This window comes from Pseudomonas mendocina (genome assembly GCA_037482215.1).
Lineage (GTDB): Bacteria > Pseudomonadota > Gammaproteobacteria > Pseudomonadales > Pseudomonadaceae > Aquipseudomonas > Aquipseudomonas mendocina_E.
Map to the genome: position 1 here is coordinate 2,836,084 of CP148074.1, position 13,290 is coordinate 2,849,373.

Sequence of the window (13,290 nt, forward strand, 5' to 3'; positions counted from 1 at the left end):
AACCGGCAGCAAGGTGACAAGCAGAACGAGGTGGTTGGATAACAGCAGCATATTCATGGTGGTGCCTCCCGTGGTTGATGGCGCCACCTTAACCAGCCTCAGGGCGCTGCACGATATGTCTACTTTTCGCATGTAAACATTTCGTGCAGGTTCGCTGTTTACTGATCCACCCGCTCCATACGTGTCGACTCATAACGCGGATACAAATGGCTAACGCTGCGGATGAGTTCAAAGCGGGTCAGCGTCACCGCCGCAAAGCGTTCAGGAATCGGTGCGCGAATCAGCTCATTCATCTCAGCGCCCTGCTCAGCCCCCGTGCGCAACAGGCCATCGAGCCAGCCGAGGTAATCGCGCATTTGCACGAACGGCGCATCGTCGGTGGTCAGCGGGCCGTGGCCGGGGACGATCTGCTTCCACGGCAATGCCTGCAACTGATCAACATCCGCCAGCCAGACGTCCAGCCCCGGCGTGTTGGGCGTGGTCAACGCACGCTGGTAAAAGAGAATGTCTCCGGCAAACAGCACGCCCGTTTGTTCGTCCAGAATTGCCAGGTCCGCGCCGGTGTGGCCACGCAGCGCCAGCAGTTGCAGGCTGCGCCCTCCGATCTGGACAGTGCCGGTTTCGACGGTCTCAGTAGGCAACACCACTTCGGTGCCGCGCATCCAGTCACCGACGATGCGGTACATGTTTTCCGCCATGCCGTCGCCCTGCTCAGCCAGCAGGCGTGTGGTTTCCTTCAGCGCGGCAATCGGGACATCACGAAAGGCCTGATTGCCAAAGGCATGATCCGGGTGGTGGTGAGTCAGGATGACCTTAAGGATGGGTTTATCGGTGACTTTACCAATGGCAGCGCGCAGGGCTTCGCCATAGCGCTTGGAGATGCCGGTATCAATCACCACGACGCCCTGCTGCGTCTCGATAAACCCAACGTTGACGACCGCCCCACCGTTATCGGTCGAAAAGTTGTCGGTGCTGCCTTCCACCAGCCACACGCCATCAGCAATGCGTCGGGGTTCGAGTTTGTAGTCCAGCTGTGCGTGTGCCAATGAGCAGACCAGCCACGCCATCACCAATAACCAGCGCATCGTCAGCACTCCCGCTTACTGTCTTAGGGTCTCATCACCACATCACTGATCTGTACCAGAGGCTGGCTGTCAGTGAAGTTAGGCAGATCGCCCATGATGCGGTCTGCGTGGGGCGCGAAGGCCAGCTGGAACACTTCTGCACTATCAAAGTACAGGTGACCGATGGCACAAAACGGCTGTAGCGGATCGCTTTTGATGGCGGCATCCACCGCAATCCCTTTGCATGCGGTGCCGAGGCACTCGCGAACAATGGCCATGTGCTCGTTGCAGTAATAGTCGAGATCGAAACGCACACCAGCCTTATTGGGATACAGCACACTGACTTTGATCATGTGAACTCCTTAGCGGATAACGGCTGGCGCTCAGAGCGCTGCCTTGAATTCGTTGCCGTTGTTGTCGCGCAGCCACAGCTCGGCGCTGCCTTTGTCTTTGAGGTCGAGGCTGATGGTGGGGTTTTCACTGACTGCCGGGAACAGCTCCAGGGTCGCCAATGTATTGCCGTTCGCGTCACGCAGCTGAGCCTGGTTGAGGAAGAACTCAGGGATGCCGCTAATCAGGCCATTGTCCATCGGGTGGGAGACTTGCAGGCGCAGACGGCTTGAGTCTTCCAGTTCAAAGCGTTTACCGAGGACTTCACCTAAGCGGTCTTCCCAGCCTGGCTGGGCACGCACCACACTAGGAGCGGTACAACCACCACCCGCTGCATCAATTTGGGTTGAGCCGATATGCCACATGCCATCGCGGGTCTGCACCGCTGCGCGGATGGGTGTGGCCTGCTCAATGCGGATGCGGATGGCCAAACGCGGCAACACCTGCTCACCCGGCTGGAAGTCGACGATCTGTGGAATGGGGTTGAGTTCGGCCCAAGCCAAAATCCGCACCACGTCTTGCTTAAGCGCTGTGGCATCTATTTGGATCGGTACCTGGCGGGCGTCTTCAGCGAACGGAGGCGCGCTGAGGGTGACCTTCTCATCAAACACGAATGGCTCACCGCCGAGCAGTCGCTCGTGGTAGTAGTCCCACATCACCGAGGTGACCGGGTCGTTCTGCGCAGCCCGGCTGTCACAGGCGAAGGTAAACAACGCCAGTAGTAGAAATGAACGCCAATCAAGCTCCATAACACCCTCCGTTACTGCTTACCTCATTGTGTGGAATGGCTTTGGGGCTAGCCCCTTACCATTTTTATTCGCGGCTGAAGCCGCTCCTACAAGGGAGCTAACGGCCTGCCATTCTTACTCTCGCCCAACACCCTGTGGGAATGGCTTTAGCCGTGAAGCCTTTGCCGTTTTTATTCGCGGCTGAAGCTGCTCCTACAAGGGAGCTAACGGCCTGCCATTCTTACTCTCGCCCACCCCCTGTGGGAACGGCTTTAGCCGTGAAGCCTTTGTCGTTTTGGTTCGCGGCTGAAGCCGCTCCTACAAGGAGCTAACGGCCTGCCATTCTTACTCTCGCCCAACACCCTGTGGGAATGGCTTTAGCCGTGAAGCCTTTGCCGTTTTTATTCGCGGCTGAAGCCGCTCCTACAAGGGAGCTAACGGCCTGCCATTCTTACTCTCGCCCAACACCCTGTGGGAACGGCTTTAGCCGTGAAGGCTTTGCTATTTTGGGTCGCGGCTAAGCTGCCCCTACAGGTGCATCTTGTTATTCGGTCTCCTGATACAGCTCGGGTAGTTCATAACTCAGGCCGTAGCTGGCGTAGATCTTTTTCACCGCGCCACTCAGGATCAACTCTTCCAATTGCCCTTCCAAGGCATAGGCCAACTGTCGGTTTGTCTCATGAACAGCCATGCCGATATCCCAGACCTGACGCCCCATGTTCGGGTAGGCATTTTCAGCCAGTGCCAGCTTCTTATCCTTAGCCTGGCCATACAGCCACTGCACTTCACCACGCATTGCCATTACGGCATCCACCTCGCCTGCCTTCATGCCGGCAAACGCTTGCTCTGGGTTGGTGTAATGGTGGGTCTGCTTGCTCAGCGAACCTTCAAATACAGATGACAGGTAGAACGAGGGCACGCTCTCAACCTCTACCCCAATGGGGTGGGTGCGGAACACCGCCACACTCGGTACAGACTCAAGGCGGCGAGTATCAAACGCCACCTGCCAGCGCTCACGCTGATAGGGGCCAAACATCACGACCAGTTCATTAACCAGCTCGCCCAGCTCGTTGCGTTTGTAGGAGAACTCACGGTCGTACGGCACCCGCAGCATCACATCGGCCAGCTCTTGAGGGCGCAGGTAATGGCCTTTCCAGATGTAATCGCGCAGGTCATCGTCGAGCTTCTCGCCCGGCGGCGCCCAGATCACTTCCAGACGCACACCAAGGCCTTTAGCCAGGGCCTTGGCGATTTCGTAATCGGTTCCCCGTGGTTTGCCGTCTTGCTGGAAGCTGTAAGGAGGGAAATCTTTGTAGAGAGCAACCTTGATGTAGCCCGACTCAATGATGGTGTCGTAATCACGCACTTGAGCCTGCAGTGGCAAGCACAGCAGGCTCAGTACGCTAAACAGTACACCCAACACCCAAAGGTGACGGCGCATGACTGTTACTCCTCGATAGCCACGCTCTCAAGGTAAGAACGCACAGCCCAGAGGGCTTCTTGGCTCAGGTAGTCAGCCATTTTCGGCATGTAAACGCGGCCATCACGGACAGCACCGTTGATCACGCGCTCTTTGAACCACTCATCTCCCATTGCGCCTTTTTCCAGCAAACGCAGGTCAGGCGCGATGCCACCGGACTTAGCCTCCAGACCGTGGCACGCTGCACAGTTCTGGTTGTAGGCAGAGGCACCAATTTCGATGGCGCGTGGGTTGTCGCGGTACGGGTTCTCATCGCGCCACTCTTCACCCAACGGCTCCAGACCATCCGTTTTAACCGCCTGCGGAACTACGTCACCGTGAGCCCAAATATTGGCCGAGAAGGCCAGTGCAAGCAGGGCGAAAACATTCTTCTTGTTAACCTTCATGTTCGGAGCCTCATAACAGTAGTGCACGCAAATTCAGCTCACGCAGAGCTTGACTGCGAGCATCTTAGGAAGAGGCCAGCCCCCATCGAATTCTGCTTTGGTCGTCCGTTTCTACTCCCTTGGTAGTAGGGCTTACGACCATCAATAGACGCGCTTTAGCAGCAAGGCTAATTCATGACCGACTTGGGAAGTCTTCCCGACAAGGGCGGGAGTTTTTCCGTATCGACTTAAAGCGCCTGGTTTCACTATCAACTGGCCAGGTCGCCACCCAGGCCGGACCGGTAAATTCCTCACCACGATGGGAAACCACAACCATGACAACAAAACAGTTACCCAGCACACCACATCCTGTGGCGCGTGCCGTTCAAAGCCTGCTGCTGATCGGCAGCCTGAGCTTGAGTGGCAGCGTATTGGCTAAAAATGTCACCTGGGAAGACATTGCCAATGACCACCTGACCACCCACAACGTGCTGCAATACGGCATGGGCACTAATGCTCAACGCTGGAGCCCGCTGACTCAGGTCAACGCCGATAACGTATTCAAACTGACCCCTGCCTGGTCCTACTCCTTCGGTGACGAAAAACAGCGTGGCCAGGAATCCCAAGCGGTAATCCACGATGGTGTGGTTTACGTGACTGGCTCCTACTCCCGCGTATTCGCCATTGATGCGAAAACAGGTAAACGCCTGTGGACCTACAGCCACCGTCTGCCGGACAACATTCGTCCATGCTGTGACGTGGTCAACCGTGGTGTTGCCATTTACGGCGACAAGATCTACTTCGGCACCCTCGACGCTCGTGTCGTAGCGCTGAACAAGGACACCGGTAAAGTCGTCTGGAACAAGAAGTTCGCTGACCACGCCGTGGGTTACACCATGACGGGTGCTCCGACCATCGTTAAAGATCAGAAGTCCGGCAAAATCATGCTGGTACACGGCAGCTCGGGTGACGAGTTCGGTGTAGTTGGCCGCCTGTTTGCCCGCGACACTGAAACCGGCGAAGAGATTTGGATGCGTCCGTTCGTAGAAGGCCATATGGGCCGCCTGAACGGCAAGGACAGCACCCCAACTGGCGATATCAAAGCGCCAAGCTGGCCGGATGATCCAAACAGCCCAACGGGCAAAAAAGAAGCTTGGAGCCAAGGCGGTGGTGCACCATGGCAGAGCGCCAGCTTTGATGCTGAAACCAACACCATCATCATCGGTGCCGGTAACCCTGCTCCGTGGAATGGCTGGGCACGTACCGCAGACGGTGGTGATCCGAAGGATTACGACAGCCTGTACACCTCTGGCCAAGTCGGCGTAGATGCCACCACTGGTGAAGTGAAGTGGTTCTACCAGCACACCCCGAACGATGCTTGGGACTTCTCTGGCAACAACGAACTGGTGCTGTTTGACTACAAAGACAAGGACGGCAAAACCGTTAAGGCCACTGCTCACGCTGACCGTAACGGCTTCTTCTATGTAGTTGACCGTAACAACGGCAAACTGCAAAACGCCTTCCCGTTCGTGGACAAAATCACTTGGGCTACCCACATCGACCTGAAAACCGGCCGTCCGGTTGAAGTCGAAGGCCAACGCCCTCCGAAACCAGAGCCGGGTGAATCCCGCGGTAAGACTGTAGAAGTTTCGCCACCCTTCCTGGGCGGCAAAAACTGGAACCCGATGGCCTACAGCCAAGACACCGGTCTGTTCTACGTCCCAGCTAACCACTGGAAAGAAGACTACTGGGCTGAAGAAGCTGTCTATAAAGCGGGCTCCGCTTACCTGGGCATGGGCTTCCGCATCAAGCGCCTGTATGACGACCACGTCGGTATCCTGCGCGCCATGAACCCAACTACCGGTAAGGTCGTTTGGGAACATAAAGAGCGTCTGCCTCTGTGGGCAGGTGTACTGGCCACCAAGGGTAATCTGGTGTTCACCGGTACAGGCGATGGCTACTTCAAAGCCTTCGACGCTAAAAACGGTAAGGAGCTGTGGAAGTTCCAAGTCGGCACCGGGATCATCTCCCCACCCGTCACTTGGGAACAAGACGGCGAGCAGTACATCGGCGTAACTGCCGGTTACGGCGGCGCTGTTCCACTGTGGGGTGGCGATATGGCTGACCTGACCAAGCCTGTCGCTCAAGGCGGCTCGTTCTGGGTGTTCAAGCTGCCAAGCTGGGACAAGAAGTAATACGTCCTGCTGAACCCGAGCCCTGGCCATGTGCCAGGGCTCCTGCCCTACCCGGCGCCGACTGAAGTTGGCGCTTTTTGTCTGAGGCCACTGTCATGAAATACAACGCTCTGTTTCTTTCCCTTGCCGTGATGATGAGTGGTAGCGAAGCCTTCGCTTCTGACACTGCTGAGGATGACGTGAAAGTCATCAACGGCTGCCGTATTGAAGTCGCCAGCCAATGCCCAAAAGCCGATCTGCGTAATCAGGACCTGAGCAATCTGGACATGCGCCGCATGAATCTGGAAGGTGCTGATCTCAGGGGAGCCAACCTGAGCCATAGCAAGCTGGATCTGGCCAACCTGGAAACAGCAAAGCTGAACGGCGCAAACCTGACACGGGCAACACTGCAACAAACTCTATTGCGCCAGGCTGATTTCACTGACGCCAATATGCAAGCCATCAACGGCTGGGCCATGTATGCCCAGGCGGCAAAATTCAACAATGCTGATCTGCGCGGCGCGTCTTTGGACTTTGCGCGTATATCCGCCTCAAAGCTGCAAAATGCCAACCTTGAAGCTGCCAGTCTGGAAATGACCTTCATGAACAAGGTTGACCTCAAAGACGCCAACCTCAAAAACGCCAACATGCAAGAAGTTAAGCTCGCCGGAGCCAATCTGGCTGGGGCTGACTTGACCGGGAGCCTGCTGCGCTTCAGCAACTTCCAGGGTGCCAATATGGACGGATGCACCGCCTGCCCGACGGGGTGGGACTGACACGGTTGTCAGCGCAGCGCCCTACTACCGGTGGTAAGGCGCTGCGGATGCAATGACTACGAACGCAACACACCCTCGCGCATGTGCAGCACCTCATCACCGAATACCTCCGCGTCACGGTCGTCATGGCTAATCAACAATAACGGTATCCGCAGGCTACGCTGCAGCTGATCCAACTCATTACGCAAATGCTCACGCAAGCCCACGTCCAACGCGGCAAAGGGTTCGTCCAGCAGTAATACGCGGGGCATGGATACCAACGCACGGGCTAATGCCACGCGCTGTCTCTGCCCACCAGATAACCGCGCCGGAAGCTCGTGGGCTAAGCCCGTTAACTGCATGCGCTCCAGCCAGTGATCAACCTGCACATGCGCGCCCCGAGCCGCTGGGTTAAACCACCCCCGGGCCAAGCCAAAGGCAATGTTCTGCCTGACATTAAGATGCGGAAACAGCGCGTAATCTTGAAATACGTAGCCCATGTGGCGGCTCTGCGGTGCAAGGTTGACGCCTCCCACACGATCGAACACGGTTTCACCGGCCACTCGAATGTGCCCTTCGTCTGCCTGCATAAGACCGGCAATGGTCTTCAGCAGCAGGCTTTTACCTGCGCCTGAGGGGCCAAATATCACCACGCGGGCTGCCGCAGTCGCGAACTCCACCTGCAAGTCAAAACAACGCTCGGGGCTGATCAGGGTTTTGCGTAGTGCCACCTCAAAGATCATCGCGGCAACTCCAGCGGCTTTCGCGACAATCGACTGGCGAGCAGCAACGCCACCACACAGATCAGTGATGTAAACAGCACCAGGGTATTGGCCAGATCATCCTGCCCGGCCTGCACGGCCTCATAGATGGCCAGTGACAGCGTCTGGGTCTTGCCGGGAATGCTACCGGCAACCATCAGCGTGGCCCCGAACTCCCCCAACGCCCGTGCAAAGGCTAGCAGAATGCCCGCCAGAATGCCGCGCCAGGCCAAGGGCAAGGTGATACGAAAAAAGATGCCCAGCTCACTGACACCCAGTACGCGACCAGCCTGCTCCAGTTGCCGGTCAACGCCCTCAAACGCTGTCCGTGCCGGTTTGAACACCAGCGGGAACGCCACAATGGAAGCCGCGATCACCGCTCCCTGCCATGAGAAAATCAGGCGAATGCCAAACACCTCATTCAGCCAACTGCCCAACCAGCCCTGCTGCCCTAACAGCACCAGCAGGTAGTAGCCCAGAACAGTTGGCGGCAACACCATCGGCAAGGTCAGCAACGTATCCAGCAGGTCTCGACCGGGGAAACGCCCCCGCGCCAACAGATAGCCCACCGCGACGCCAACAAGAGTGGCCAGCAAGGTGGCGCAGCCCGCCACTTGCAGCGACAGGAGAAACGGGCTCCACACCACACTCATCAACGTACCTCAGCCATACGAATAAAGCCGTGCTTTTGCAGAATGGCTTGGCCTTGTTCCGATCCCACAAATGCCTGAAAGCGCGCGGCTTCGTCTTGCTGCTGACTGCTGCGCACGGTGGCCATCGGGTAAAGTGGTGGCGCTGCTAGGGGGACCGCAAAGGCGACGCTGACCTTACCGGCGGCCTCCTTCACATCACTGCTGTACACAAAGGCGGCATCCACTTCCCCCTGTGCGGCATAAGCCAGGGCCTGACGTACATTCTGCGTATTAATCAGCAAGGGCTGAATACCCTGCCACAACCCCGCCGACTCCAGCGCCGTCTGAGCATAGCGACCAGCCGGTACGGCATCCGGATTGCCGATGGCAATGCGCTTAACACCACCGGCCAGTAAGTCCTTAAGGGTCGAGGGATTATCTGTAACGCCTTGAGGCACGATCAGAACCAAGGCATTGCCTGCAAAGTCGACCCTGGAACCGGGACTTATCAGCCCCTGCTGCTCGGCACTGTCCATAGTCTGCTGATCAGCTACGGCCAGCACATCCACCGGCGCCCCTTTGGCGACCTGCTGTAACAACACACCGGATGCCGCGAAGTTGAGCAGAACCTGTGTGTGCGGATGGGTTTGCTGATACGCGCTGGCGATTTCACTAAAGGCCTGATTCAGGCTGGCCGCTGCCGACACCATCAACTCCCCGGCCTGGGCAGATGAGCAGAGCAGCATCAGCAGCAATGATCGAAACAGAAGCACGCCTATACTCCCGGTAAATTGCAGAGCGTATAAGACGCTATCTGCCAGTGAAATTAAACAGCCTGATTGCAATCAAAGCCTGGGGCCAGCCAACGCTGTACCGTCCTGCAGGCACGTTTGCCTGACTGGATCTGCCATCCCAACCCGCCCGTAACGCTGTATGTATTAAAGGAGAAACCATGCTGACCGATGCCGCTCTCCAGCAGCGCCTGCGCCAGCACCACTTGTTTGAACACCTGCCGGAAGCTTTGTTTCAGCACGTATGCCAACGGGCCTTGTACCGGCACATTGAAACAGCCGCTGTGCTGTTCCACCAAGCGGCTGCAGCAGAGCGTTTTTACCTGCTTTTAAGCGGCCAAATCGCCCTCACCCGTGTGTTGCAGGAAGGTCAGGAAAAACTGGTGGAAGTAATCACGCCCGGTGAATGTTTTGCCGAAGCCCTGATGTTTAACGGCAGCCCCAACTACCCGGTGACAGCTACTGCCTACAAGAGCAGTGAATTGATCAGTATCGACGCGCAGCACTTCCGCTCCCTGCTGGAGGGGCAGCCCAATGTCTGCCTGGCGCTACTCGGCAGTCTGAGCATTCGACTGCACCAACGCCTGAATGAGATCGACACCCTCACCCAGGCCAGCGCGAGTCGCCGTGTGGTGAGGTTTTTGTGTCAGGAGGCACAAGCACACAACGATCACATCCAGCTCAAGGTATCGAAACGGCTGATTGCCTCTCAGCTGGGGATTCAGCCCGAGACGTTCTCACGGATACTTCACCGATTAGTCGAAGCCGGGCTGATTCAGATGGAGCGCAGGCTAATCCGTGTGCCGGATCGGACTGCCTTGGCCAATTTTCAGGATTAACCTGCACGAACTTAATAACCCGGCATCCCTAACCGTATTGTTTACACACTACGGCGGCGTCGATCAGTACCTTAAAATAGTTAGTTAGCCATACCGGGCGTAAGAGGTCGGAAACAATCTCTCATGTACAGCCCAACCACGACGAGACAGTACCCGACTATAAATTCTTAAAAGACAAAATTTTAGGAATTATCTCGTTGAATTCCTGAGACTGATGAACTTTCACATGCGTAATCATTCAAAGCGTCAGTGATCTCACTGGGACATACGCCCCACTGAGACCATACCCAGAAGCGTGGGTTTGCTGCCGCAACCTGGTCTGACGTGCAGAGAAGTGAATAGCAACTGCCGTTATCCAAACGGAATATTCACACCTCTGTATGCAACAGAATGGATTCTGAGGTCGTTTTTTTCAGCAATTAATAAAGACGTCTATAAATGGGTATAGAACAGCCCGTGGATCAATTAGAGACACCTCTTATGGTTTCTCCAAAAAGCGAGTTGTTCTGAAAATACCAACCGGTATAAGGATATAAATATGAACAGGTATGCAGCAGAGTTTGTGGGAACGTTTTGGCTGGTTCTGGGCGGCTGTGGCAGTGCCGTTCTGGCAGCTGCATTTCCGGAGTTGGGCATCGGCTTGCTGGGTGTTTCCCTGGCGTTTGGCCTCACGGTACTGACAATGGCCTTCGCCATTGGTCATATCTCCGGTTGCCACCTGAACCCGGCAGTTTCCATCGGCCTATGGGCGGGTGGTCGCTTCCCTGCCAAAGATTTGGTGCCTTACATCATTTCACAAGTACTCGGCGGTATTGCTGCTGGTGGCGTTCTGTACCTGATTGCCACCGGTAAGGCGGGTTTCGACGTTTCCGCAGGCTTTGCCTCTAACGGTTATGGCGAACACTCCCCAGGCGGCTACTCGCTGCAATCAGCCCTGATCACCGAAGTGGTGATGACCGCTGCGTTCCTGATCATCATCCTGGGTGCTACCGATAAGCGCGCCCCGGCAGGTTTCGCGCCAATCGCTATCGGCCTGGCGTTGACCCTGATCCACTTGATCAGCATCCCGGTTACCAACACCTCGGTTAACCCGGCGCGCAGTACTGGTGTAGCGGTGTTCGTAGGCGGGTGGGCAACTGCACAACTGTGGCTGTTCTGGATTGCCCCGATTGTCGGCGGCATCATCGGTGCGGTTATTTATCGTGTAATTGGCAAGTCCGAAAACGCTTAACGCACGTTCCTAACACCCTGCTTAGGCAGGGTGTTAGGTTGGCCAATACGCTGTGATCCCCTTGCAGCACTTTTCTTGTTGGTCATCTGAATCAAAGCCATGCCTAAAACCCGCCACTGTTTACTCGCCCTCCTTGCCGTGTTCTGCATCGGTTATCTGATCCCGGAGCGGGTGAAGATTCCTGTTCAGGGCGCCACCCAGGCGGACTGGAATCTCAAATCCTTTTGGTTTGAGCCTTGGGGTGCATCAGGTGTGCACAAGGGCATCGACATCTTCGGCAAGCTCGATACACCAGTACTGAGTACAACTGACGGTCTGGTGCTCTATAGCGGCGAGTTGTCCATGGGCGGTAAGGTCGTACTTGTCCTCGGGCCAAAATGGCGCCTGCACTACTACGCCCACCTGAACAGCATCAGCACATCTGCGTTCAGCCTTGTCAGTTCTGGTGAGCAAATCGCCACGTTGGGGGACAGTGGCAATGCCAAAGGCAAAGCCCCCCACCTGCACTACTCCATTGTCAGGCTAATACCTGCCCCGCTTTCCGCGGATGGCTCGACTCAGGGCTATAAAAAAGCCTTTTACCTTGATCCCAGCGCCTACCTGATTAACGCCAACGCTCGCTGACAACGCCTTATAACGGCCTGCGTCGGTCGAATACTGAAGCGCTGTCCTCCCTCCTCTGCAGTGCAGTTCACTGAAACTGAACACATACGCGTCGAGGCAGCACTGCAACTTGATGAAATCCAGCCGCTTGAGAAATAAACCCCGAAAGCCCTTTTTGTGTCATCCGAACTTGCTATGCTGAACTCGCGTCTCGGAATAACACATGACACGAGCGCGTCCAATTTCGAACCTGAAGGAGACCACCATGGCTGGTTGGTATGTACTGTCAAAAAATGCAAAAGGTCAGTATCGCTTCGTTTTGAAAGCAGGCAACGGCGAACCTATCCTGCAAAGTGAGCAATATGAAAGCCGCACAGCAGCCGAAAACGGTATTGCCTCCGTCCAGAAAAACGCGCCCCTCGAAGAGCGTTACGACCGTAAAGACGCCAAAGACGGCAGCTTCTACTTCAACCTCAAAGCCGGCAATCACCAGATCATCGGCACCAGCGAAATGTATAAAACCGCAGCCAGCCGTGACAAAGGGATTGAGTCCGTAAAGACCAACGGCCCATCCGAAACCATCAAAGAAGAGTAAACCCGGCGCTGCGCCGATCTCAAGATTGGCGCACACCTCTCCCGCCGGATCAGCCTTGTGATCAATACCCAGCCTAGGTAACGTGCACACCTTCTACACAGGAGTGACACGATGCGATTCAGCCGCCCCCTTTGCTATGCCCTGCTCCCTTTACTGGCCAGCTGTCAGGTGTATACCGGCAAGCCCGAGTCCCCGGAGCTAAAGACCTCCCGCATGCAGGGCGAAATTTCTCAGAATGCAGATGAGTTGCTATTTCGCCCCTGCGAAGAACAGCGCAAATTCCTGATCGAAGCAGCAGCTGAAAGCGACCTGCGCGCGGACATCGACAGCCTGTTAAATGATGGCCACAGCGTCTTGTTCGCCGACCTGAGTGCTCAGTTGCACAGTGCGAGCAAAGCGGGTACAGACGGCGTTCTAGTGCCCAGCCAAACCTACCGGCTCCAAGGTGAAGGCCAGGGCTGCAAAGACATCAACTTCAAACGTACCATCCTGCACGCCAGCGGTAATGAGCCCAGCTGGGCCTTAGGTGTCAGCAGCCAGGGCTTGGTCCTCAATCGCCCAGGCCAAGAGCCGCAGGCCCTGCCCTATCTGGAAGAACAGCTGCCAGAAGGCCGCCTCAACCTCAGCACTGAAGCCAACGGTGAACGCCTTGATCTGTGGGTGGCCAAGCAACGCTGTGTCGACAGCATGAGCGGCGCTATCACCAACATGACAGCTGAGCTGCGTGTTAATGGCGAAGTATTGCGTGGGTGTGCTTATTTGGGTGGTGCACGGGACGAGTAACTGCAGCCGAACCCGCCCGTTCACCATCCACACCCAAACAGAAAAGCCCCGGCTCTTTGCAGAGTCCGGGGCTTTTTTAAGCTCCTATGATCGGGCTGA

Annotated in this window: 15 protein-coding genes; 7 read left to right on the top strand and 8 right to left on the bottom strand. The window is 56.3% G+C overall.

The genetic code is table 11. The features are described 5' to 3' along the window. Positions 1-158: 158 nt before the first annotated feature. The 5 genes from WG219_13125 to pedF all read right to left on the bottom strand — a co-directional run bounded on the left by WG219_13125 (position 159) and on the right by pedF (position 4,048). The gene (locus WG219_13125) at positions 159-1,085 is read right to left on the bottom strand and encodes a quinoprotein relay system zinc metallohydrolase 1 (protein WXL24270.1); all 927 of its coding nucleotides are present in this window, start codon (positions 1,083-1,085) and stop codon (positions 159-161) included. Positions 1,086-1,108: 23 nt separating this feature from the next. Further along, positions 1,109-1,417 (bottom strand): EthD family reductase, encoded by a 309-nt coding sequence (locus WG219_13130; protein ID WXL24271.1) that lies wholly within the window; start codon positions 1,415-1,417, stop codon positions 1,109-1,111. 30 nt (positions 1,418-1,447) lie between these two features. Beyond that, positions 1,448-2,203 carry a quinoprotein dehydrogenase-associated SoxYZ-like carrier gene (locus WG219_13135; GenBank protein ID WXL24272.1) on the bottom strand — a complete coding sequence of 252 codons (756 nt, stop codon included), beginning with the start codon at positions 2,201-2,203 and terminating at the stop codon, positions 1,448-1,450. Between the two features lie 523 nt (positions 2,204-2,726). Then, positions 2,727-3,623, bottom strand: a complete 897-nt coding sequence (locus tag WG219_13140; GenBank protein ID WXL24273.1) for a transporter substrate-binding domain-containing protein — start codon at positions 3,621-3,623, stop codon at positions 2,727-2,729. 5 nt (positions 3,624-3,628) lie between these two features. After that, positions 3,629-4,048 carry a cytochrome c-550 PedF gene (gene pedF, locus WG219_13145; protein WXL24274.1) on the bottom strand — a complete coding sequence of 140 codons (420 nt, stop codon included), beginning with the start codon at positions 4,046-4,048 and terminating at the stop codon, positions 3,629-3,631. A 314-nt stretch (positions 4,049-4,362) separates the two neighbouring features. Here pedF and exaA point away from each other — a divergent pair, with 314 nt between their 5' ends. After that, the gene (gene exaA / locus WG219_13150) at positions 4,363-6,222 is read left to right on the top strand and encodes a quinoprotein ethanol dehydrogenase (GenBank protein WXL24275.1); all 1,860 of its coding nucleotides are present in this window, start codon (positions 4,363-4,365) and stop codon (positions 6,220-6,222) included. Positions 6,223-6,317: 95 nt separating this feature from the next. Further along, on the top strand, positions 6,318-6,977 hold the full coding sequence (locus WG219_13155; protein ID WXL24276.1) for a pentapeptide repeat-containing protein: 660 nt from the start codon (positions 6,318-6,320) through the stop codon (positions 6,975-6,977). 56 nt (positions 6,978-7,033) lie between these two features. On the opposite strand, the gene WG219_13160 is transcribed toward WG219_13155, so the two are convergent. Genes WG219_13160 through modA form a run of 3 tightly spaced genes read right to left on the bottom strand, consistent with a single transcriptional unit; the run spans position 7,034 to position 9,122 of the window. Further along, positions 7,034-7,699, bottom strand: coding sequence for an ATP-binding cassette domain-containing protein (locus WG219_13160; protein WXL24277.1), 666 nt, complete (start codon positions 7,697-7,699; stop codon positions 7,034-7,036). After that, positions 7,696-8,370: a molybdate ABC transporter permease subunit gene (gene modB / locus WG219_13165; GenBank protein WXL24278.1), complete on the bottom strand. Its 675-nt coding sequence runs from the start codon at positions 8,368-8,370 to the stop codon at positions 7,696-7,698. The genes WG219_13160 and modB overlap by 4 nt, the downstream gene beginning before the upstream one ends. Further along, positions 8,370-9,122, bottom strand: coding sequence for a molybdate ABC transporter substrate-binding protein (gene modA, locus WG219_13170; GenBank protein WXL24279.1), 753 nt, complete (start codon positions 9,120-9,122; stop codon positions 8,370-8,372). Before modA ends, modB begins: the two co-directional genes overlap by 1 nt. A gap of 179 nt (positions 9,123-9,301) precedes the next feature. Between modA and WG219_13175 the strand changes: the two genes are divergently transcribed. The 5 genes from WG219_13175 (at position 9,302) to WG219_13195 (ending at position 13,191) form a co-directional block, all read left to right on the top strand. Further along, positions 9,302-9,979 carry a Crp/Fnr family transcriptional regulator gene (locus WG219_13175; GenBank protein ID WXL24280.1) on the top strand — a complete coding sequence of 226 codons (678 nt, stop codon included), beginning with the start codon at positions 9,302-9,304 and terminating at the stop codon, positions 9,977-9,979. 538 nt (positions 9,980-10,517) lie between these two features. Continuing rightward, a complete protein-coding gene (gene aqpZ / locus WG219_13180) occupies positions 10,518-11,210 on the top strand; it encodes an aquaporin Z (GenBank protein WXL24281.1) in 693 nt (230 codons plus the stop codon). A gap of 99 nt (positions 11,211-11,309) precedes the next feature. Further along, entirely contained in the window at positions 11,310-11,834 is a 525-nt protein-coding gene (locus tag WG219_13185; GenBank protein ID WXL24282.1) for a M23 family metallopeptidase, read from the top strand. Between the two features lie 244 nt (positions 11,835-12,078). Beyond that, positions 12,079-12,408, top strand: coding sequence for a YegP family protein (locus tag WG219_13190; GenBank protein ID WXL24283.1), 330 nt, complete (start codon positions 12,079-12,081; stop codon positions 12,406-12,408). 111 nt (positions 12,409-12,519) lie between these two features. Next, the gene (locus WG219_13195; GenBank protein ID WXL24284.1) at positions 12,520-13,191 is read left to right on the top strand and encodes a hypothetical protein; all 672 of its coding nucleotides are present in this window, start codon (positions 12,520-12,522) and stop codon (positions 13,189-13,191) included. Positions 13,192-13,290: the final 99 nt, after the last annotated feature.